The following is a 21,739-nucleotide window of genomic DNA, read 5'->3' on the forward strand; positions in this document are numbered from 1 at the left end:
CCCCTCCCGGGGACCGCGCCGGTCTCGGGTCCCGCCCCGCTCCCGGAGGTGGCTCGGTCCCGGGTGTTGTGCCGCTGCTCGGAGGGCGCGCCAGTCCCGGAGGTGGTGTCGGTCCCGGGTGTTGTGCCGCTGCCGGAGGTGGTGCCGGTCCCGGAGGTGGTGTCGGTCTCGGGTTTCGTGCCGCTCTCGGGGGGCGCGCCAGGCTCGGATTCCGCGCCGACCCTGGAGCCCGCGCCGATCTCGGAGCCCGTTCCGGCTTGGTATGCGCCGCCGATTTCGGGGGTTGTGCCGGGATCGAGCGCGGCGTTGGTTCCGGGGTCGGGTGCGGTGCTCGGGGCGTCCACGGTGGTGGCGAGTTCGCGCAGCGTCGCGCCGACCGATTTCGGGGGTGGACGGTGCGCGCCTGCGGCGATCATCGCGCCGAACAGTTCGCCGAGCCGCAGGACCATCGACCGCAGCCGTCGTACGTGCGGGGTGCCGCCTCGGTCGCCGACGCGGCGGGCCGCCTCGTCCAGCGCCCGCGCGGCGTCGTGCCGCGCCTGGTCCATGCCGTCCGTCCCGATCGCGTCCGCCAGGTCCGCCACGGCGCGGAATGCCGCGGTGACCGCCGTGTTCTCCGGACGCCGTGGCCGTAGCAGGAAGCCCGACATCATGACGAGCCAGGTGAACGCGCCGCCGGCCAGCACCAGGCCGCCGCGGAGCGCCCACGCGTCCGGGTCCTGCGGGAGGCCGGTCGCCGACGCCGCGACCAGCGTGATCAGGAGCGCGCCGGGCGGGCGGGTCGTGACGACGCCGACGGCGTAGGTGCTCAGCCCGGCGAACGCGCCGAGCGTGAGCACCGTCGCCCACGCGTGCGGGGCGGCGAGCGTCCCGGCGACCATCCCCAGCGCCAGTGCCGCGACCGTGGCCGCGAGCGCCGCCGCCCGCCGCCCGTACGGGACGCCCCGCGCGTACGGGCCCGCGAACGCGCCCATCGACGCGACCATGCCGAGGTCCGGACGTCCGGCGAGGGCTCCCACGAGGGACGGCACGGCCATCGCGAGGCCCACCCGGGCCGCCGACCCGGCGGGCACCCCGGCGCGCCGCACGGCGAACGCCGCCCGGACCGCGGGCGCGCGGACCGGGGGCGGCTCCGGCGGCCGCCGTTCGCCGTCGTCCCGGTCGGTCATCCCGCGTGCCGCCTTCCCCAGCGGCTTCCCCCGAACCGCCTCTGTCCTGGATATCCAGTCGACGGCCTCTTACCCGCCGCCCGCACGCGAAAGGGCGCGGCCGGGAGGCCGCGCCCTTCGGGGGTTCGGGTGGCGAGGAAAGCGAGGAGGCTGGAAAGAGAGTGGTGTGAGAAGGAAGTCTCCTCATGGCCTCGCCGAGAAAATATTAGCATGGACCGGATTAATACGCCGAACGGGCGCCGCGGGTGCGGCGCCCGTTCCGGTGAGGAGAGTGAAGACGCTGGACGAAAGCACGGCCTCGTGCGGCCGTTTTCAGAAGGAAGCGCCTTCGGGGCCTCGGTGGGAGGAAGGCGAGAGGGCTGGGTTTACTTTTTGCAGAAGTTTGAGAAGGAAGCCCTCTCATGGCCTCGCCACGATGATTCTAACATTCAGGCCGGGATCAGGTCTCGCAGGTTTTCCAGGGTGTAGACGGTCGAGTCCTCGTGGAGCCCTTCGGGACGGGCGAGGCCGATGAACGTGACGGGCCCGGCGGGCACCGGGACGCCGTCCAGCATCGTCAGTTCGGCCGGCGTCATGAGGTCGACCAGGTGACGGACGGTGAGGTAGCGGCGTTCGATGACCGCGCGGGTCAGTTCGGCCGTCGTGACCCGGTTGCCCTCGACGGCGTTGAACAGCATGTGGCCCCGCACGTGCAGGTGCATCCACTTGGCCTGCCAGTCGCCGTCCTTGCCGCGGACGAACGCCAGCGGCAGCGCGATCCGGGCGGGGCCGCGCAGTTCCGACTTCGTCCGGACGGTCTTCGGTTCGAACGGGCGGCCGCGCTGTTCTTCGTCGCGCAGCATGAATCCGAAGAACGACTCCTCGACCTCGTCGAAGCCTTCACCCGAATAGACGTTGACCTGCGGGATGACGAACTTCGCCTTGACCTTTCCCAGCGACAGGTTGATGAACTCGGACGCACCGTCCGGCGCGTCGGTGATGTCGCCGGAATGTTCGCCGCCGACGGCCCGCAGCGAGGTGTACGACAGCCAGTGCGGGTCGCCGTAGTTCCGGTCGAGCAGGAGCGCGGAAAGGTCGAAGTCCGTCCGGAGTTCGCGCTGCTTCCAGTAGACGAAGAAGCGCAGGAGCTCCCCGTCGACCGGCGAGAGCGATCCGCGGGGCAGGACGCCGAGGCCGCTCGCGGTCGCCTTCCCGCTGAGGGGCAGCGCGACGTCGAGGACGGCCGGGTCGACGACGAGGTGCGCGGGTGCGGGCAGCCGGGAGCCGACCTCGGCTTCGAGGAGGTTCTTCAGCCGCCGGAACGCGTCCGGGGCGAGCGGCGGGCGGGTGTCGGCGACGGCGACGCCGCGGCCCGTCCGGTTCGCGAAGACGCGCGTGCCCTTCGTCCGCTTCGTCCGGTTGAGCAGGTGCTCGCGGACGGACAGCAGCACCCGTCCGGACACCTGACCGGCGGCCGACTCGGCGGCGTCGAGCACCGCGCCGGCGGCGTCCGGGTCGATGCGCAGCAGCCGGTCCAGCGACCGGAACAGCACCCCGGGCGCGTTCTTGGCGAGGTCGGCGGCGCCCGCGACGTCGTCCGCGGCGAGGAGGGCCTCGATGCGGCCCGCGAACGACGGTGCCTTCTTCTCGCCGCGCGCCACCGCGAAGACGTCCTGCGCGTGCGGCCAGCGCGGGTACTCGTGCGGGTGCAGTCGCTCGCCGAGCCGCTTCCACCGCTCGCGGTGCGTCGCCACGTCGCCGAGCTTCGCCGGGTTGCCGCGCACGACCGCGTCCAGGCCCGCGAGCAGCGCGCGGCGCTCGCGCCGGGTCAGCAGGAACTCGGTCGGCTCGGCCAGCGTGACGTCGCCGAGCGACAGCGCGCACGCGAGGCGCAGCACGTCGGTGACCGTGTCGAGCAGCAGGTCGCCGCCCTCGGCCACGCGCACCTGGTTGACGAGCGCGCGGTTCTCCCGCACCGGGATCGCGTCCGGTACGGCGGTCGTGCAGTGCGGCGCGAGCGTCCGCAGGACGTCGCGTTCTTCGTCGGTCAGCGGGGTGACGCTCCCGGCGAGCGCCACGAACAGCCGCTCGCCCTCCGCGGCCACGCCGTCCCCGGCGTGCAGGACGGTCGTGCGGTCGTCGCCCGCGATCAGCTCGTCGTGCGCCGCCAGCAGCTCCTCGTAGGAGTGCAGGTACTTGCCGTACTTCGGCAGCGACAGGAGGTTGAGCGCCCCGCCGACGATCTCGACGTTCGCGTCCGGGTCGCGAGCCCGTCCACCAGGCACGACACCCAGAAGTCGAGCGTGTCGGGCACGCCGTCGGGGAAGTCGCGGAAGTAGGCGTTGTGCCGGACGTGGTCGCCGACCATCTCGCGCACCACGGGCAGCACCCGCGCGGCGAGGTCGACGACGGTGTCTTCGGGCAGCCGGGACAGCGCGCCGAGCAGTTCGCCCGACAGTTTGAACCCGGCCGACATGAGGGCGGTGTCGAACCGCCGCGCGGCCGCGTCCCCGCCCGGGCCCGCCGGACCGTCCGGAACGGGTACGCGGTGCGTGTGCCGGACGACGAGCCGTTCGATCGCGATAGTCACCCGGGAATGGTTGCAATATTCGCGTATCCGCGCCTAACGGTTTTTCGCGTCAGGTGATGCGGGCGACGGCTCCCAGGTAGGACGGGACGGTGAAGTCGGGCGCACGGTCGCCGCGCCAGCTCTGCACCGGGACGAGCCCCGGTTCGAGCGGTTCGGTCCCGGTGAGCAGCCGGTGCAGGGACGGGCGGGTGCGGAGGGTGAACGAACCCGACGAACTGCGCGTGTACACCTCGCCGATCTCGTCGAACGCCTCGTCCGGCCGTTCGCCGAAGAACGGGTGCGAGATCACCAGGTGGCTGCCGGGCGCGAGCCGGTCGCGGAAGGCGCCCAGGATCGCGGCGGCCTCGCCGTCGTCGGGGACGAACTGCAGGATGGCGCAGAAGATGACGGCGACCGGCTCGTCGAGATCGAGGACGGCGAGCCCCGGATCGTCCAGGATGCTCGCCGGGTCGCGGACGTCGCCGTCCAGGACGGTCGTCCGCGAATCGCCCGCGAGCAGCGCGCGGGCGTGCACGAGGACCATCGGGTCGTTGTCGACGTAGACGGTCCGGGAATCGGGCGCGACCCGCCCCGCGACCTGGTGGACGTTCTCCTGCGTGGGCAGCCCCGCGCCGATGTCGAGGAACTGCCGGACGCCCGATTCGGCGAGCGTGCGGACCGCCCGGCCGAGGAAGGCCCGGTTGTCGCGGGCCGCGACCTGGATGTCGGTGCCGGTCTCCCGGCTGGCCGCGACGACCTTCGCGGCGGCCTCCCGGTCGACGGCGAAGTTGTCCTTGCCGCCGAGGTAGTAGTCGTACATCCGTGCGACGCTCGGCACCGTGGTGTCGACGCCCGCGGGCGCCCGTTCCGCGCTCATTCCGCATCCCCTGCCGGCCGGTGGATCGTTCGGTGATCATGCTAATTGAGTTGTCCGGGGCGAATATCCGTTGCGACCCTTGCGCGAAGGAAATCCCGAAGGGGGAATGTTCATGTCGACACTGCGCGTGACGGCCGAGCGGCTGACGATCCTTCCGCACGACAACGCCGACGCGCTCGAACTCGCCCAGGTCGGGCTCTATCGGGCGGTCGTGCAGAAGGGGGTGTATCAGAGCGGCGACTGGGCCGTCTATATCCCCGAGGGCTCGCTGCTCCCGGACGAACTGATCGGCGAACTCGGGCTCACCGGGAAACTCGCCGGCTCGGACAAGAACCGCGTCAAGGCCGTCCGGCTGCGCGGCGAACTGTCCCAGGGCATCGTCTGCCTGCCGCGCGCGCTCGCCGGGACGGACCTCGCCGCCGCCCACGAGGACGGCCGCGACTTCGCCGCCGAGCTCGGCGTCGTCAAGTGGGTGCCGCCGGTCCCGGTGCACATGGCGGGCGAGGTGGTGTCGGCGCCCGATCTGATCCGGTGGATCGAGATCGAAGACGTCAAGCGGTACCCGACGATCTTCGAGCCGGGCGAGGCCGTGGTCGCGACCGAGAAGATCCACGGGACGGCGTGCCTGCTCACGCTCGTCGGCGGCGAGCCGTTCGTGTCGTCCAAGGGGTTCGGCGGGAAGTCGCTCTCGCTCGTCCGGGACGGCAAGAACCTGTACTGGCGGACGCTGGAGGCGCACGGCGCGTTCGAGGCGGCGGCGAAGATCGGCGAGCGGTTCGGCGCCCACCGCGTCGGGCTGTTCGGCGAGGTCTACGGCCGCCGCGTGCAGGACCTGCACTACGGCGCGCCGAGCCCGGGTACGCGGCGTTCGACGTCGCGGTGGCGGGCGAGGACGGCGCGGTGCGCTGGCTCGCCCCCGCGGAGCTCGCCGGAGTGCTGGCCGACGTCGGGCTGCCCGCCGCGCCCGTCCTGTACGAGGGCGGGTACGACGAGGCGAAGCTGCTGGAGCTGGCGAACGGGCGCGAGACGGTGTCGGGCCGGGCCGAGCACCTGCGCGAGGGCCTGGTCGTGCGTCCCGCCGCCGAGCGCCGCAGCCCGGTCACCGGCGGACGGGCGATCGCGAAGTTCGTCTCGCCCGGCTACCTCACCCGCAAGGGCGGCACGGAGTTCGAGTGACCGAACCCCGGCGGCGGACGGCCGCCGGGGTCAGCGCCGCAGCACGTGACCGGTCGCGGCGTCGACTTCGAGGGAGTGCGGGGCGCCGTCGGGGCCGGTCACGTCGCCTTCCCAGACGACCGTGCCGCGGTAGGTGTCGAGGTTCAGCTCGGTGATCCGCGCTCCGGGGACGGCCGCCCGCATCGTGTCGGCGGCGTCCCGGTAGCCGAGCTTCGCGTGCCGGATCCGCGCGAGATTCTCGTCCCGGTCGTCCCGATCCTCCTGTTTCGCATCGTTCCGGAGGACCTCGGTGCCGGAGCCGTCGACGAGGACTTCGCGTTCGGTGCCGTCCGCGGTGACGAGTTCGACCTCCCAGCCTTCGCCCTCGGTCTCGATGGAGGTCAGCACGGTGCCCGGGACGGCTTCCAGTGCGGTCGCCGCGGCCCGGTCGAGGCCGCGGTCGGCGGGCGTGGTGACGGGCACGCGCGTCGTGTTCGGTGCGGTGAGGGTCGCCGCGGTGGACGCGGGGCTCGACGCGGCCCGGCCGTTCCGGCCGTCCGGGCCGTCCGGGGCGTCGCCGCCGCCGTCGCCGCAGGCGCTCAGCAGGAGCGCCGTGGCCAGCACCGCCGCGATACCTCTCATGGGCGCCGTCCTACCCGTGGACACGCTCCGTACGCGAGCGAATGCCGAAAGGCAGGGTTCCCGGTTGGCCCGAAATGGCCACCGGGAAAGGAATTCTTGACACGGAAGGGGCCGCCGCCGACTATGGGAGCGCTCCCATATTCTCCCGCCGAGAGGGCGGACCGGGAATGTGGGAGCGCTCCCATGACACGGAAGGGGCCGTAATGACCGTGCAAGACGACGCCCCGCCGTCCCGTACCGGACCGGACGGCCCGGAAATTCGGACGACGCGTTCCTGGGCGCCCCACGTCTGGTGGATCTCCCTGCTCATCGGCGGGGTCGGGGCGGCGGTCGTATGGTTCTGGCTGCCGCACGGACGCGAGATCGAGGCGGCGTGGGAAATGCCGGCGAAACTGCTCGTGTTCGCGTTCGCGTGCGTCGGCGTCGCACTCTTCCCGTGGGCGTCCCGGCTGCCGCACTGGGCGCTCTACCTGCCGTTCGTCGTCTTCACCGGCTACATCGTCCCGCGCATCAGCGGTTTCTATTACCTGGACGGCGAACGCGCCCACGGCGACTCGTTCTACACCCACCTCTACCAGCTGCTTTATCCCGGAATGGTGCTCACGGTCGCCGTCGCGTACCGGATGGGCGGCGGCACCTCCGGACGCTGCCTGAAAATCATCTTCGGCGGCATCGTCATCATCTTCTCCGGATTCCTGGACCTCATGTGGTACGTCGTCAACCCGGTCGGAATCCCGGACGAGATCGACGCGCCGCACATCAACCTCATCACCGGCGGCCCCATTTCCTTCGGCGCGACGGTCCTGTTCGCGCTCGCGCACGTCCCGATCGTCGTCGGGTTCGCGCTGCTGCCGCTGGACCGCTGGATCGGCCGCCTGCTCGGCACCACCGGCCGCCCGGCCTGAGGGACGCCTTTCGACGACCGCGCTTCGACGACCGTGCTTCGCAGACCGTGCTTCGCAGACAGTGGCGAGGAGGCCACGTGTCCATGAACGACATCGACGAACCGGGACCCGTCACGATCTCCGTGGCGGCGCCCGCCTACAACGAGGCGGAGAACATCGCCGCGGCGGTCGCCGAATGGCGCCGCTGGCTGGAACGATCCCCGGCCGTCGCCGACTGGGAGATCGTGGTCTGCGACGACGGCAGCACCGACGGGACGTCCGCGATCCTGGCGGACCTGCAGGACGACTGCCCGCGGCTCGCCGTCGTCCGGTTCGCCCGCAACCGGGGCGCGGGAGCCGCGATCGCCGCGGCCATCGGGCGGACCCGGATGGAATGGGTCGTCCTGCTCGACTCCGACGGACAGTTCCCGATCGCGAACCTCGACCGGTTCGTCCCGCGTCTCGGGACGGGACGGAAGGCGTTCTCGGGCGCCCGCGTCCACAAGGCGGACAGCCTGCCGTACCGGTGGGGGTCGGCGGCGAGCGGCGCGGCGAGCAACCTGCTGCACCGCACCCGCTACCGCGACTTCAACTCGATCTTCAAGGTGGTGCACGGGCCGCTGCTGCGGTCGCTGCCGCTGGAGGCGGGCGGGATGAACTGCTCGACCGAGATCACGGCGCGGATCGCCGAGCTGGGGCACGCGTGGGCGGAGATCCCGATCGAGCACCGCGAACGCGGCGGCGGGGCCCGCGGCTGGCGGTTCTGGGGCGGCGCACGCGACCGCGCGCTGCTCGTCGGATACCTCGGCTACCGGCACTGGCTGCTGCGCCGCGGCGTCCTGCGCGCCCCGGCCGTCCCGGAGGACGCGCGGTGACCGCCCTGCGGGTCGCGATGTTCGGCGGCGGCCGCGGCACCGCGGGACTCGCGCGGCGGCTGCTGGCGACACCGGGCGTGGAGCTGTCGCTGCTGGTCAACGGCTACGACAACGGGCTGTCCACGGGGGCGCTGCGGCGGTTCCTGCCGGGGATGCTGGGCCCGTCCGACTTCCGCAAGAACCTCCTCCTGCGCCGCGACGGCGACGGCCGCGCCGCGCTCGTCGCGTTCCTGGAGCACCGCCTCCCGCCCGGCACCGCCCGCCGCGACCTCGACGGGCTCACCGGCGCCCTGCCCGGCGGCGTCCGCGAGGCGGCGGAACGCGACCTGGCCGCGTTCCGTGCCCGCCTCGACGCCGACCCCGGCGGGTTCGACCTCGCCGACTGCTCCGTCGGCAACCTCGTCCTCGCGGGCGCCTACCTGCGGTCCGGCGGCGACTTCAACGCCGCCGTCCGCGCCTGCGCCGACGCGTACGGCTCCCCGGCCCGGCTGCTCAACGTGACCGGCGGGGAGAACGCGCACCTCGTCGCGGTCAAGGCGAGCGGCCGGGTGCTCGCCGACGAGGCCGAGATCGTCGCGCCCCAGGACCCGTCCCCGATCACCGGCCTGTTCCTGCTGCGCGAGCCGCTCACCGACGCCGGGCGGGACGAACTGGAGACGCTGCCGCCCGCCCGCGTCCGGTGGATCCTCCGCCGCCGCCGCGCCGCGCTCACCCCGAACCCCGAGGCCCTCGCCGCGCTCCGCGACGCCGACGTCATCGTCTACGGGCCGGGCACCCCGCACTCGTCGCTGCTGCCGAGCTACCTGACCCCGGGCGTGCCGGACGCCGTCGCGGGCGGCCGCGCGGCCGCGAAGGTGCTGTTCGTCAACCTGCGGGACGACCACGACGTGCGCGGCGTGAGCGCCCCCGGCCACCTCGACCTCGCGCTGTCGTACCTCGGCGACCCGCTGAACGAGCGCGGCCTGGTGACGCACGTCGTCTGCCACCGTCCGGGGGAGGCCCGCGCGGACGTCCCCGAGATGCCCGGCCGGGACGGCGTCTGCCGCCTCCTCGCCGACCTGGAGGAGGACCCGTCCCGCCCCCGGACGCACGACGCCGCCCGCGCCGTCGGCCTCCTGACCGACATCCTGGCCTGCACGAACGTCCCCTTGGAGCGTGTCGGATGACGGCCCGGGCCTGGTTCCTCGATCTCGACGGGACGCTCGTGGATTCGGGGCCGGTGCACGCGGCCGCGTTCCGGACGGCGCTCGCGGAGGTCGCGCCCGGACGGCTCGTCGGGTTCGACTACGCGCGGCTCGCGGGGGCGGGGACCGCCGAGGCGGCGGCCGCGCTGGGGCTGGCGGGCGCGGACGCGGCGCGGTTCGTCCGCCGGAAGCGGGAGATCTACCGCGCCGACGTCGCGGCGGGGAAGGTCGCGGTGTTCCCGGGCGCCCGCCGCCTGCTGGACCGGCTGGACGCGCTGGGCCGTCCGGCGTACCTGGTGACGAGCGGGAGCCGGGGTTCGGTGGCGCGGGTGCTGGCCGCGTGCGGGCTGGACGGGCGGTTGCGCGGCGTCCTGACCGGCGACGACGTGTCGGTGAGCAAGCCGGACCCGGGGTTCTACCGGACGGCGTGCGAGCGCTGGGCGATCGCCCCGGCGGACGCCGTCGCCTGGGCGAGGACTCGGCGCACGGCGCGGCGTCCGCCGTCGGCGCGGGCATCCGGACGTTCCACGTGCATGCGGACGAGTCGGCACCCGGCACCGTTCCGGTGCGAGACCTCGACGCGATCGCCGACCTGCTGGGGGAGAACCGATGAACGACCAGGTCTGCGCGGTGGTTCCGGCGGCGGGACGCGGGTCCCGGCTGGGGCTCGGGGTGCCGAAGATCCTGCTGGACGTCGCCGCCGGCGTCACCGTGTGGGACGTGCTGTACCGCCGTATCGCGCCGCACGTCGGGCACGTGCACGTGGTCGTGTCGCCGGACGGCGCGGAGCCGTTCCGGCGCCGCGCGGCCGCGGAGATCGGCGCGGGCGCGGTGTCGGTGAGCGTGCAGGAGACGCCGACCGGGATGGGCGACGCGATCTTCGGGGCGCACCCGCACTGGGCGGGGCACGCGGCGGTCCTCGTCGTGTGGGGCGACCAGGCGAACCTGTCGGCGGCGACCGTCCGGCGGGTCGTGGCGGCGCACCGGGCGGGCGGCCTCACGATCCCGCTCGTCCCGATGCCGGACCCGTACGTCGAGTACGAGCTGGACGGGCGCGCCTGCTGCGGGTGCGGCAGTCGCGGGAGGGCGACGCGTGCAGGCCCGGCGGGCTCGGCGACGTCGGCGCGTTCTGCCTGGCCACGGACGGTCTGCGGGCCGCGTGGGCGCGCTACCTCGCGGGCGCGGAGCGCGGCACGGTCACCGGGGAGGTCAACTTCCTGCCGTTCCTCGCGCACCTGTCGCGGGTGGACGGACGGGACGTGTCCGTGGTGCCCGTCGCGGACCCGGTCGAGGCGCGCGGGGTGAACACGCGGGACGATCTGGAGTTCGTCCGGCGGGAATACGCGCGGTGCCGCGGCTGAGCGTGCCGGTCGCCGGGCCGACCGCGCTGAGCACGGCGGCGAGCGCGGTGTCGGCGGCGACGACGCTGGTCATCGCGCGGGGGATCGGCGCGGCGGCGTTCGGGCATTTCACGGTGGTGCTGTCGATCGCGCTGATCGTCACGGTCGGCATGCAGATGAGCCTGCACTACGTGATGCTGCAGGAGCTGCCGCGCAGCGATCCGGCGCGGCATCGGGCGATGATGGCGACGGCGCTGGTGTCCACGCTGGTGGTGGGCGGCGGCGGCACGGTCGCGGGCGTCGTCGCGGCCCCGGTCGTCGCGCCGCCGATCGGCGTGGACGCGGGCGCGCTGGCGTCCGGGCTGGTGCTGGCGTTCGCGATGACGCTGAACCACCTGACCGAGAGCTTCCTGCGCGGGCGCCGCCGGTACGCGCTGGTCGCGCGGCTGAAGGCCGCGATCGCCGTCGCGTACCTGGGCGGCGCGTCGTGGTGCCTGCTCGGCGCGGGGGTCACCGACCCGGACGTCTACGTGGCGGCGCTGACCGGGACGTACGTCGTGTTCGCGGTGGCCGCGCTCGCCGCCGTCCGGATCGAACCGCGCGCGTGGTCGATGGCGGCGGCGCGCGCGCAGTACCGGCACGGCGCGTACGTGACGGTGATCGCCGCGCTGACCGGCGTCCTGTTCGGCCTCGACGTCATCTTCCTGAACCATTGGGCGGACCGCGCGGACGTCGGCGTCTACTCCGTCTACAACGGCTTTCCGAAACGGCTGCTCGGCGTGGTCTTCACCGACGGGATCGGGCTGGCGCTGCTGCCCGCGCTCGCCGTCGCCGACAAGCCGGCGGTGATGCGGCGGCTCGCGCGGCTGGCGCCGCTCGTCGCGGCGGGGACGGCGGCCGTCGCGTTCGCCGCCAGCACCGTGTTCTTCCTGCTGCTGGGCGGCGCGTACCCGTACTCGCTGGTCCTGATGGGGCTGTCGGCGGCGGGCATCGGCCTGCACGCGGTGTTCAACCTGTACTCGGTGGCGCTGTCGATGGACGGGCTGCGCGGCGCCCGCGTCCTCATCGCGTGCCTGGCCGCCGCGACGCCCGCCGCGCTCGTGCTGCAGGCCGCCTGCATCGCGCGGTGGGGGCTGCACGGCGGGCTGGTCGGGTTCGCGGCCGGAAACCTGGTCCCGGTCGTGGCCGTCATCGCGGTCGCGGGCCGCGTCTACCGCCGCCGGGACGTCCCGGCGGCCCCGGAACCGGAGAAGGTCCCATGAAGATCGCGCACGTGGTCAACCAGTACCCGCCGAACGTCACGACGGGTCTCGGCCGCTACATCGAACTGATCGTCCCGCATCTGGCCCGCGAGCACCGGCTCGCGGTGTTCACCCTGGACGGCGGGCGCGGTGCCGCCGAACCGGACGGCGCCGCCGAACCGGACGGCGCCGCCGAACCGGACGCGCCGCGACCGTGCACCGGCCGCCCGCCCGGATCGTCGGCGCGATCGGACGCCGCCGCCCGCTGAACCGCACGCGGCGGCTCGACTTCGCGCTGCTGACCGCGAACGTCGTCGCGAGCAACTGGCGGTACTTCCTGCGGCTGCGGCGCGCCCGCGAACGCCCCGACCTGGTCGCCGTGCACGACACGACGAACTTCCTGTGCGGGCTGCTCTGCCACTACGCGCTGCGGCTGCCGGTCGTCCTGCACGTCCACACGACCGAGTACGGCGTGGACGCGCCGCGCGGCACCGGGTTCGGGGCCGTCGAGCGGTGGCTCGGACGGGTCGCGCGAGCGCGTCGTCGTCCCCACCCCGGAGATCCGCGACCGGCTGCGCGCGGCGCGCTGGGACGCGCGGACGCCGCTCGACGTCGTCCCGCTCGGCGGCACGTTCGAGCGGGCCGCCGCCCTCGACCCGGACGAACGGGACCGCCGCGCCGCCGCGCTGCGCGCCCGGCTCGGCATCGGGCGGGACGCGCCCGTCCTGCTGTTCGCCGGGCGCCTCGAACGGCAGAAGGGCGTGTACGAGCTGATGGAGGCGCTCCCGGAGATCGTCGAGGCGGTTCCGGACGTGTGCGTCGTCCTGGCGGGGGAGGGCGACCGGCTCGGGGTGCGGCGGATCGCCGCGCGCGCCGGGCTGAGCGCGCGCGTGTGCACGCCCGGGTTCGTCGCGGGCGACGAGCTCGCCGCGTACTACGCGATGGCGGACGCGTGCGTGTTCCCGTCCCGGTTCGAGCCGTTCGGGCTGGTCGCGACGGAGTCGATGGCGCTCGGCAGGCCGACGATCCTCGGCGCCGGATTCTCCCGGATCTTCACCGGCGACGACCCCGGGCGGCCCGCCGTGCGCCGCATCGGCGGCACCGGGCCGGACGCGATCGCCGCCGCCGTCATCGACGTCCTCACCGACCCGGCGGTCCGGCGCGAGCTGGGCGAACGCGGCGAGCGGCTGGTCCGGGAACGGCTGAGCTGGGAGCGCGCCGCCGCCGCGACGTCCCGCGTCTACCGGACGGCGGTGGGGGCGTGACCACCGTCTCCGTCGTCGTCCCCTGCTACAACGCGGCGAAGACGCTGCGGCTCTGCCTCGACGCCGTCCGCGCCCAGACCCGGACGCCCGACGAGATCGTCGTCGTGGACGACGCGAGTCGCGACGGCTCCGCCGACATCGCCGCCGGGCTGGGCTGCCGCGTCGTCCGGCTGCCGGAGAACCGCGGGGTGTCGGCGGCGCGGACGCGGGCGTCGCGGCGTCCGGCGGCGACGTCGTGTTCTTCCTCGACTCCGACGTCGCGCTGCACCCGGACGCGGTCGCCGCCGCCCTCGGCGTCCTGCGGGACGAACCGGACGTCGGCTGCGTGCAGGGCGTCTACGAGCCGGAACCGCTGATCGACGACGGGCCGGTCGAGTGGTACCGGATCCTGCACGCCGCGTACTGGCGGCGCCGCCACCTCGGGGACGTCACCGGCGTCGTGTTCGCGCTCGCCGCGATCCGCCGCGACGTCCTCGACGCGGTCGGCGGGTTCGACGAGACGCTCCGCGACTGCGAGGACGTCGAGTACGGCGGGCGCCTCGCGGGCCGCTGCCGGGTCGTCCTCACCGACCGGATCCGGGGACGGCACGACGACGGGCACCGGCTGCGTCCCGTCCTCGCCGAGCAGTGGCGGCGCGCCGTCCCGCTGATCCCGCTCACCGTCGCCGCCGCCCGGCGCGGCGCCGGGCAGCCCGAGCCCGCGAACCGCCGCGCCGGGATCCTCGCGACCGCCCTCGCCCTGGCGACCCTTCCGCTCGGCCTCCTGCACCCCGCGTTCCTGCTGGTCCCGGCCGCGTTCGCCGCCGCGTTCCCGGTCACCGACCCGGGGCTGCTCGGGTACGTCCGGCGGCATCGCGGCCCCGCGTTCGCCGCCCGCTTCGAGGCCGTCCACTTCGCGGTGCACATCGTCCTCGTCACCGGCCTGGCCGCCGGTGCGCTGCGCCTGCTCGTCCCGGCCCGGCGCCCGCGGGGAGGCGGGTGTCGGTCTGGCGCGGGCGATCTCGGCGGCGGACGAACTCGGCGTGCGGGCGGAGCCGGGCGCGCAGGTCGTCCCAGCGCTCGTCCTCCTCGCCCAGGTAGACGGCCCGCGCCCGGGCCAGGACGGGCCGGTGCTCGGCGGGCAGCCGGGGCAGCGCCCACGCGGCGGCCGCGTCCTTCGGCATGATCTCCCCGGTCGCGGCCGTCGCCCACACGCGCGCCAGCGTCAGGACGACGTTGCGCGCGTCGCCGTCGAGTTCGCCGAGCAGTTCGGGGACGCTCCCGACGACGGCGCGGACGACGTCCGCGTGCGGCACCGCGCCGAACACCCGCGACGGCGGCGGGCCGAACAGCGGCGCGTTCCCCATCAGCACCATCGTGACCAGCGGCGCCAGGTCGGGGCTGGGCTCCGGCGCCGGGACCAGGCCGCGCTCGTACTCGTCCCGCAGCCATTCGCCGTACTGGAACTCGCGGACCGGCGGGTACCGCCACGGCCGGACGGCCGTCTCCACGACGACCGTCAGCTCGACCGGCCGCGGGCCGCCGCCGGAGATCGGCAGCAGCCCGTCCAGCAGCGTCCGCCGCTCCGCCCCGGTCGTCGGCCGCCGGACGACCGCCAGCACGTCCTCGTCGCTGTGCGGCTTCAGCCCGCCGAGGACCGCCGAACCGTGCCGGTAGGCGCCGACGAGGTCCGCGCCGAAGGCGTCCCGGACGAGCTTCACCACTTCGTCAACCTGACCCATTCCCTCCATGCTGGCATAGCGGACAGGCGGCGGGACACCGGTCCGATCACGTCGAGAACGCGGGACGGTCGGGTTCCGGGAGCCACTCGGTTCCGGGCCGGTACGGGCGGAAGCCGCCGCCCGCGTACGAGACCAGCCGCGGCAGCACGGGGTGCCGGTTCCGCGGGTGCCACAGCAGCGACCACGGATACACCGGGGCCGGGTCGACGACCGGGAGCTGCACGATGCCGGGGTGCGGCGGGACGCGGATGCCCTCGCCGACGCCGCCGCCGATCAGCTCGTCGGACGCGGCGACGCGGTCCATGATGTCGTCCAGCCCGAAGTCGGGCCCGGACGTGTCGATCGGCACGCCGAACTCGGCGGTCAGGGCGCGGTAGAAGTCCGCCCATTCGGTGCCGGGACGTGCGGCGCCCGGGATCCACATGCCCCGGTCCACCAGTGACGCGAGCGGCACCCGGTCGAGCCCGGCGAACGGGTGCCCGTGGCCGACCAGGATGTGCAGCGGCTCCAGCCGGACGGGCCGCGCCCGAATGTCGCCGAGGTCGCCGAGGGCCCGGCCGAAGAACGCGTCGATCGTCCCGCGGGCGAGCGCGGGCAGCGCGTCGGCGAGCCCGCCCGACCGGACGATCTCGATGCCCACGTCGGGCACCGTCTCGTGGAACGCCCGGACGATCTCGACCGACACGAGGCGCGTGCCCAGTACGTCCACGCGCAGCGCCCGGTGGCGGCTGCGGACGAGGTCCACGGCCTGGTCGGCGAGCGCGACGAGCGCGCGGGCGTGGACGAGGAAGGACGCGCCGTCGTCGGTGGGTTCGGCGCCGTTCGGCGTCCGGCGCAGCAGCGCCGTGCCGAGGTCGGATTCCAGTTTCGCGATGCGCTTCGACACCGCCTGCTGGCTGATCCCGAGCCGGGCGGCCGCGTCGCCGAAGTACCGGTCCTCCGCCACGGCGACGAAGGCGCGCACCGCGCCGAGGTCCAGGTCCATCGAGCTCCTTTTACAACCGGTGGATGTGACTTGCGTGCGTGTCGATTGTTGGACGGGCGACTTTAGCAGCGGGTCGAATGTCGGCGGCGAGGGAACGGCGACAACCAGGAGGCGTAGTGGACTCGTTCGTCCATCTGCATGTGCACACCGAGTACTCGATGCTCGACGGCGCCGCGAAGGTCGGCCCGCTGATGGACGAGGTCGCGCGGCAGGGGATGCCCGCGGTCGCGATGAGCGACCACGGCAACGTGCACGGCGCCTACGAGTTCTTCCACGCGGCGGACAAGGCGGGGGTGAAGCCCGTCATCGGCATCGAGGCGTACGTGGCGCCCGCGTCGCGGCACCACCGCAAGCCGGTGTTCTGGAGCGACGACCCGTCCCTGCGGAAGTCGGACGAGACGACCGGTGCGGGCGGCGACGTGTCCGGGCGCGGCCTCTACACCCACATGACGATGTGGGCGATCGACGCGCCGGGCCTGCGGAACCTGTTCCGGCTGCAGTCCCGCGCGTGGCTGGAGGGACACGTCCAGAAGTATCCGCGGATGGACGCCGAGCTGCTCGCCGAGCACGGTGCGGGCATCGTCGCCACGACCGGCTGCCCGTCCGGCGAGGTGCAGACGCGGCTGCGGCTCGGCCAGTACGCGGAGGCGGTCGAGGCCGCCGCCCGCTACCGCGACGTGTTCGGCCCCGGGAACTACTTCCTCGAACTGATGGACCACGGCCTGCCGATCGAACGCCGCGTCCGCGAGGACCTGATCCGGATCGGCCGGGAACTCGACCTGCCGCCGCTCGCCACGAACGACTCCCACTACGTCACCGAGGCGCAGTCGGAGGCGCACGACGCGCTGCTGTGCATCGGCACCGGCAAGCGCCTCGCCGACGAGAACCGGTTCCGGTTCGGCGGCAGCGGCTACTACGTCAAACCGGCCGCGCAGATGCGGGCGATGTGGGACGCCGAGGTGCCCGGGGCCTGCGACAACACCCTCCTGATCGCCGAACGCGCGGGCGACTACGGCGAGGTGTTCGCCCATCGCGACCTGATGCCGCGCTTCCCCGTCCCGGACGGCGAGTCCGAGTCGTCCTGGCTGCGCGCCGAGACGCTGCGGGGCGCCCGCGAACGCTACGGGGACGAACCGCCGCAGGACGTCCTCGACCGGATCGACTACGAACTGTCCGTCATCACCGACATGGGATTCCCCGGGTACTTCCTCGTCGTCGCCGACATCTGCCGGCACGCGCGCGAGAACGGCATCGGGCTCGGCCCCGGGCGCGGCTCGGCGACCGGGTCGATGGTCGCGTACTGCGTCGGCATCACCGAACTCGACCCGATCGAGCACCGGCTGATCTTCGAGCGGTTCCTCAACCCGGAGCGGATCACGATGCCGGACGTCGACCTCGACTTCGACGACCGCCGCCGCGAGGAGATGATCGACTACGTCACCCGCCGGTACGGCGACGACCGGGTGTGCCAGATCGTCACGTTCGGCACCATCAAGGCGAAAGCCGCGGTGAAGGACGCGTGCCGCGTCCTCGGCTACCCGTACGCGCTCGGCGACCGCATCACCAAGGCGTTCCCGGCCGCCGAGGGCGGCAAGGAGATCCCGCTCGCCGCCATCCACGACACCGGCCACCGGCGGCACGGCGAGGCCGCCGAACTCCGCCGGATGTACGCGGACGAACCGGACGTCAAGCGCGTCATCGACACGGCCGTCGGCGTCGAGGGCCTCACCCGGGGCACGGGCGTGCACGCCGCCGGGGTGATCCTGTCGTCCGAGCCGCTGCTGGACGTGCTGCCGCTCGCCCGCCCGAAGGCCGACGGCCCGGTCGTCACCGGTTTCCCGTTCACGCAGGCCGAGGACATGGGCCTGCTCAAGATGGACTTCCTCGGCCTGCGCAACCTCACCGTCATCCACGACGCCGTCGCGGGCGTGAAGGCGAACCGGGGCACGGAGATCGACATCCGCACCGCGCCGCTCGACGACCCGACGACGTACGAGCTGCTCGCGCGCGGCGACACGCTCGGCGTGTTCCAGCTCGACTCCGGCGGCATGCGCGTCCTGCTGCGGATGATGCGGCCGACGACGTTCACCGACATCGCCGCCGTGAACGCCCTGTACCGGCCCGGCCCGATGGAGATGGACGCCCACACCAACTACGCGCTGCGCAAGACGGGCCGCCAGAAGGTCGAGCCGATCCACCCGGAACTGGAGGAGGCCCTCGAACCGATCCTCGGCGACACCTACCACCTGGTCGTGTTCCAGGAGCAGGTGATGGCGATCGCGCAGCGGCTCGCCGGGTACTCGCTCGGCGCCGCCGACATGCTGCGGCGCGCCATGGGCAAGAAGAAGAAAGAGGTCCTGGACGCCGAGTGGGAGCGGTTCTCGTCCGGGATGCGCGACCACGGCTTCTCCGCCGACGCGATCAAGGCCGTCTGGGACGTCCTCGTCCCGTTCAGCGGCTACGGCTTCAACAAGTCGCACACAGCCGGATACGGGCTCGTCTCCTACTGGACGGCCTACCTCAAGGCGAACTACCCCGCCGAGTACATGGCCGCGCTCCTCAGCTCCGTCGGGGACGACAAGGACAAGATGGGCGTCTACCTGTCCGACTGCCGCCGCATCGGCATCCGCGTGCTGCCGCCCGACGTGAACCAGAGCGTCCTCGACTTCGCCGCCGTCGGGGACGACGTCCGCTTCGGCCTCGGCGCGGTCCGCAACGTCGCGCGGGCGTCGTCGACGCGATCGTCCGGACGCGCGCGGGCAAGGGCGCGTACGTCTCGTTCGACGACTTCCTCGCCAAGGTCCCCGCGCAGGTGTGCAACAGGCGGTGCTGGAGTCGCTCGCCAAGGCCGGGGCGTTCGACGGGCTCGGCCACCACCGCAAGGGCATCGTCGCGATCCACGAGCAGGCCGCCGACGCGGTCGTGGACGTCAAGCGGCGCGAGGCGCACGGGCAGGACGCGCTGTTCGGCGCGACCGCGGCCCCCGGCGACGGCGACGGCGCGGGCGACACAGCGCTCGCCGTCGCGATCCCGGACGGCGAATGGGACAAATCCACCCTGCTGGCGCACGAACGCGAGATGCTCGGCCTGTATGTGTCGAGCCACCCGCTGGACGGCACCGAGCCGATCCTCGAACGGCACCGCGACCGCACGATCGCCGAACTGCTCTCGTCCGGACGCTCCGACGGGCGCGTCCGGCTCAGCGGCATCGTCTCCGGCCTGCAGCGCAAGGTCACCAAGCGGGGCGACCCGTGGGCGATCGTCGCCCTCGAAGACCACGACGCGTCCGTCGAATGCCTCGTCTTCCCGAAAAGCTACATGTTGTACGGCGATGCGCTCGCCGAGGATCGCGTCGTGTCCCTGGAGGGAAGGATCAACCTGCGCGACGACACGATCAGCGTCTACGCCGAGGAGGTGACCGTCCTGGACGTGACCGGACCCGACGCCGCCGAACCCCCCATCGTGATCACGGTCGCGGAGCCGCGGGTGACGCCGCGGCTCGTCCGCGACCTGAAGCGGATCCTCGCGTCCCACCCGGGCGCCGCGCGCGTTGCATCTGCTGCTCCGGCGCGGCGGCCCCACGAGCGTCCTGTTCGACCTGGCGCCGTTCCGGGTCGCCCCGGACGCGGCGCTGTTCGGCGACGTGAAGTCGCTGCTCGGCCCGGACTCGGTCACCCGCTCCTGACCCGGGGCCCGGCCGGACCGGCCAGGTCGAGCAGCCGGTCGATCTGCGCGGTCCGCGACCGCTCCACCTTCCCGGCGAGCTCCCGCGTCCACGCGTCCTCGCCCCCGCCCAGCTCCATGCGGGCGAGCTGGACGGCGTCGTCCTGGTGGGCGATCAGCAGGTTCAGGAACTCGCGCTCGAACCGGTCCGCCGGGAGCCGCGCCAGCGCCGCGAGTTCGGCGTCGGTCGTCTCCGGGACGACGCCGCCGTGCGCGTGGTGCGAGTCCGCGGGCGCCCGGAGCGGACGCTCCCAGCCGCGCAGCCGTCCGACGATCCGCCCCGCCTCCGCGCGCTGCGTCGACTCGATCGCCGCGCCGAGCGTCCGGACCTCCGGCCGTACCGGATGCTCGCGGGCGAGCGCCGCCAGCTTCACGCCCTGCGCCTGGTGCGGGACCATCATCTGCAGGAACATCACGTCGGTCGAGTTGAAGCCCGCGCTCGGCGCGGTCGCGGCGGCGGAGCCGGCGGACGGGCCGCCGGCCCCGCAGCGCGCGAACAGCAGCAGGCCGCAGGCCGCGATGAGCGCCAGCGCGGCGTACTTCATCGCGTCACACGGCCCGCCACAGGGCGGGCGTCGTCGCCGGTTCCCACCCGGCGAGCGCGGTGTGCGGTTGCAGGCACTCGTAGGTCGTGCCGTTGTAGGTGACGGTGTCGCCGGTGGTGTACGCGGTTCCGGCGGCCCACGTGCCGGACGGCTCGTCCGTCGGCGGGTCGGTCGGCGGGTCCGTGGGCGGTTCGGTCGGGGGATCGGTCGGGGTGTTGGAGCCGCCGAAGTCCACGTCGGAGCAGGTGTAGAACGCCTCGTCGCTGTACTCCATCCGCTGCCAGATCGAGTAGACGAGGTGCTTGCCCGTCCGCTGCGGCAGGTTCAGCGTCCACTTCTTGACTTCCTCCCCTCCCTGTAGGGAGGGGATTCCTACGGCTCGCGCCGCAGGTGTTTCTGCTTCTGTGCCGTTGGCGGCGGGGTGTTCCCCGGTCGTCTTACGTCGGCTCCACAGACATCGCCGGGGGGCAGACGCCCGGCTGCGGCGTGACCGGCCGCAAGGATGTTCTTGGCCGCGTTGATGTCCCGGTCGTGGCGGGTGCGGCAGCCCGGGCACGTCCAGCGCCGGGCGGAAAGACTCAGGTGTTCCAGGACGTGCCCGCAGCACGAGCATGTCTTGGAGGAAGGGAACCAGCGGTCGATCACGATCACGGTGCGCCCGGCGCGTTCGGCTTTGTATTCGAGCATGCGGCGGAACTCGCCCCACCCGCAGTCGGCGATCGCCCGCGCCAGGGCACGGTTGCGGACCATGTTGGTGACGGCGAGGTCTTCGATCACGATCGTGTCGGCCTCGCGGACCAGGTTGGTGCTGGTGCGGTGCAGGAAGTCTTGGCGGGCGTCGCGGACCTTGCGGTGGGTGCGGGCGACCTTGTCCTTGGCTTTGCTGCGGTTGTTGCTGCCGGGTTGCTTGCGGGCCATGCGCCGCTGGTACCGGGCCAGGTTCCGCTGTTTCTTCTCCAGATGCTTTGGGTTGGGGATGCGGGTCCCGTCGGAGGTCACCGCGAAATCCTTGATCCCCAGATCGATCCCGATGGCGTACCCGACCAGCGGCGCGGGGGCGGGGGCGTCGGTGTCGATGCTGAAGGTGAGGTACCAGCGGCCGTCGGGCTCGCGGGAGACCACCACCATGGTCGGGTCCAGCCCGGCCACGTCCACATCATCGAACGACCACACGAACGCGAGCGGCGCGGTGGTCTTGGCCAGCCGCAGCTCGCCGTTGCGCATGCGGAACGCCGAGCGGGTGTAGTGCGCGGTCTGGCGGCCGGTGCGGCTCTTGAATCTGGGATACTTCGCGCGCCCGGCGAAGAAATTGGCGAACGCGGTGTGCTGGTGCCGCAGCGCCTGCTGCAACGGCACGCTCGACACCTCCGACAAGAACGCCAGATCCTGCGTTTTCTTCCACTCCGTTAGTGCAGCGTCGGTCTGCTTGTAGGACGTGCGCTTGCCCTGGGCGTGATCGGCGCGGGCACGTTCGGCGAGGGTCTTGTTCCACACCAGCCGCACACACCCGAACGTGCGACCCAAGATCGCCGCCTGCTCAGGGTCCGGGTACGCCCGGCACCGATACGCCGTCCTCACACTCTGT

Annotated in this window: 16 protein-coding genes and 4 pseudogenes; 11 read left to right on the forward strand and 9 right to left on the reverse strand. The window is 73.2% G+C overall.

Annotation, left to right across the window (positions count from 1 at the left end):
- The 3 genes from BJF79_RS45020 to BJF79_RS45030 all read right to left on the reverse strand — a co-directional run.
- On the reverse strand, nucleotides 1-1,169 hold a 1,169-nt coding region (locus BJF79_RS45020), incomplete at its 3' end, for a YccS/YhfK family membrane protein (RefSeq protein ID WP_262403514.1).
- Between the two features lie 428 nt (nucleotides 1,170-1,597).
- Complete coding sequence (locus tag BJF79_RS45025) at nucleotides 1,598-3,433, reverse strand: hypothetical protein (protein ID WP_262403515.1); 1,836 nt, start codon at nucleotides 3,431-3,433, stop codon at nucleotides 1,598-1,600.
- A gap of 354 nt (nucleotides 3,434-3,787) precedes the next feature.
- Nucleotides 3,788-4,594: an SAM-dependent methyltransferase gene (locus tag BJF79_RS45030; RefSeq protein ID WP_075906769.1), complete on the reverse strand. Its 807-nt coding sequence runs from the start codon at nucleotides 4,592-4,594 to the stop codon at nucleotides 3,788-3,790.
- A gap of 112 nt (nucleotides 4,595-4,706) precedes the next feature.
- Here BJF79_RS45030 and BJF79_RS67995 point away from each other — a divergent pair.
- Nucleotides 4,707-5,770 (forward strand): annotated as a pseudogene (locus BJF79_RS67995) (RNA ligase (ATP)).
- A 30-nt stretch (nucleotides 5,771-5,800) separates the two neighbouring features.
- On the opposite strand, the gene BJF79_RS45040 reads toward BJF79_RS67995, so the two are convergent.
- Entirely contained in the window at nucleotides 5,801-6,391 is a 591-nt protein-coding gene (locus tag BJF79_RS45040; RefSeq protein WP_083734724.1) for a PepSY domain-containing protein, read from the reverse strand.
- A gap of 203 nt (nucleotides 6,392-6,594) precedes the next feature.
- Between BJF79_RS45040 and BJF79_RS45045 the strand changes: the two genes are divergently transcribed.
- From BJF79_RS45045 to BJF79_RS64565, 9 genes and pseudogenes are all read left to right on the forward strand, one after another.
- Nucleotides 6,595-7,296 carry a hypothetical protein gene (locus BJF79_RS45045; RefSeq protein WP_075906773.1) on the forward strand — a complete coding sequence of 234 codons (702 nt, stop codon included), beginning with the start codon at nucleotides 6,595-6,597 and terminating at the stop codon, nucleotides 7,294-7,296.
- An 83-nt stretch (nucleotides 7,297-7,379) separates the two neighbouring features.
- Nucleotides 7,380-8,150 (forward strand): glycosyltransferase family 2 protein, encoded by a 771-nt coding sequence (locus BJF79_RS45050; protein WP_075906814.1) that lies wholly within the window; start codon nucleotides 7,380-7,382, stop codon nucleotides 8,148-8,150.
- Nucleotides 8,147-9,316, forward strand: coding sequence for a 2-phospho-L-lactate transferase CofD family protein (locus tag BJF79_RS45055; RefSeq protein WP_075906775.1), 1,170 nt, complete (start codon nucleotides 8,147-8,149; stop codon nucleotides 9,314-9,316). The genes BJF79_RS45050 and BJF79_RS45055 overlap by 4 nt, the downstream gene beginning before the upstream one ends.
- Nucleotides 9,313-9,750 (forward strand): annotated as a pseudogene (locus BJF79_RS45060) (HAD family hydrolase); the annotation flags it as partial. The gene BJF79_RS45055 and the pseudogene BJF79_RS45060, both read left to right, overlap by 4 nt.
- 193 nt (nucleotides 9,751-9,943) lie before the next feature.
- Complete coding sequence (locus BJF79_RS45070; protein WP_075906779.1) at nucleotides 9,944-10,639, forward strand: NTP transferase domain-containing protein; 696 nt, start codon at nucleotides 9,944-9,946, stop codon at nucleotides 10,637-10,639.
- A gap of 43 nt (nucleotides 10,640-10,682) precedes the next feature.
- Nucleotides 10,683-11,936, forward strand: coding sequence for a hypothetical protein (locus BJF79_RS57650; protein WP_075906781.1), 1,254 nt, complete (start codon nucleotides 10,683-10,685; stop codon nucleotides 11,934-11,936).
- Nucleotides 11,933-12,184, forward strand: coding sequence for a hypothetical protein (locus BJF79_RS45080; protein ID WP_075906783.1), 252 nt, complete (start codon nucleotides 11,933-11,935; stop codon nucleotides 12,182-12,184). The genes BJF79_RS57650 and BJF79_RS45080 overlap by 4 nt, the downstream gene beginning before the upstream one ends.
- Nucleotides 12,185-12,601: 417 nt before the next feature.
- Nucleotides 12,602-13,180: a glycosyltransferase family 4 protein gene (locus BJF79_RS45085; protein WP_262403520.1), complete on the forward strand. Its 579-nt coding sequence runs from the start codon at nucleotides 12,602-12,604 to the stop codon at nucleotides 13,178-13,180.
- A pseudogene (locus tag BJF79_RS64565) lies at nucleotides 13,177-13,748 on the forward strand (glycosyltransferase family 2 protein); the annotation flags it as partial. The gene BJF79_RS45085 and the pseudogene BJF79_RS64565, both read left to right, overlap by 4 nt.
- A gap of 346 nt (nucleotides 13,749-14,094) precedes the next feature.
- Here the strand turns inward: BJF79_RS64565 and BJF79_RS45095 are convergent.
- A complete protein-coding gene (locus tag BJF79_RS45095; RefSeq protein ID WP_262403516.1) occupies nucleotides 14,095-14,901 on the reverse strand; it encodes an aminoglycoside adenylyltransferase family protein in 807 nt (268 codons plus the stop codon).
- A 46-nt stretch (nucleotides 14,902-14,947) separates the two neighbouring features.
- Complete coding sequence (locus BJF79_RS45100; RefSeq protein WP_075906789.1) at nucleotides 14,948-15,886, reverse strand: LysR family transcriptional regulator; 939 nt, start codon at nucleotides 15,884-15,886, stop codon at nucleotides 14,948-14,950.
- Between the two features lie 158 nt (nucleotides 15,887-16,044).
- Between BJF79_RS45100 and dnaE the strand changes: the two are divergent.
- Nucleotides 16,045-19,571, forward strand: a pseudogene (gene dnaE / locus BJF79_RS45105) (DNA polymerase III subunit alpha).
- Here dnaE and BJF79_RS45110 read toward each other — a convergent pair.
- Genes BJF79_RS45110 through BJF79_RS45125 form a run of 3 tightly spaced genes read right to left on the reverse strand, consistent with a single transcriptional unit; the run spans nucleotide 19,558 to nucleotide 21,732 of the window.
- Entirely contained in the window at nucleotides 19,558-20,154 is a 597-nt protein-coding gene (locus BJF79_RS45110; RefSeq protein ID WP_075906791.1) for a DUF305 domain-containing protein, read from the reverse strand. The pseudogene dnaE and the gene BJF79_RS45110 overlap by 14 nt on opposite strands.
- Before the next feature lie 4 nt (nucleotides 20,155-20,158).
- Complete coding sequence (locus BJF79_RS66215; protein WP_143220945.1) at nucleotides 20,159-20,608, reverse strand: carbohydrate-binding protein; 450 nt, start codon at nucleotides 20,606-20,608, stop codon at nucleotides 20,159-20,161.
- Complete coding sequence (locus BJF79_RS45125) at nucleotides 20,527-21,732, reverse strand: RNA-guided endonuclease InsQ/TnpB family protein (protein ID WP_075906793.1); 1,206 nt, start codon at nucleotides 21,730-21,732, stop codon at nucleotides 20,527-20,529. Before BJF79_RS45125 ends, BJF79_RS66215 begins: the two co-directional genes overlap by 82 nt.
- Between the last annotated feature and the right edge of the window lie 7 nt (nucleotides 21,733-21,739).

The sequence above is a fragment of the Actinomadura sp. CNU-125 genome (genome assembly GCF_001942465.1).
GTDB lineage: Bacteria > Actinomycetota > Actinomycetes > Streptosporangiales > Streptosporangiaceae > Spirillospora.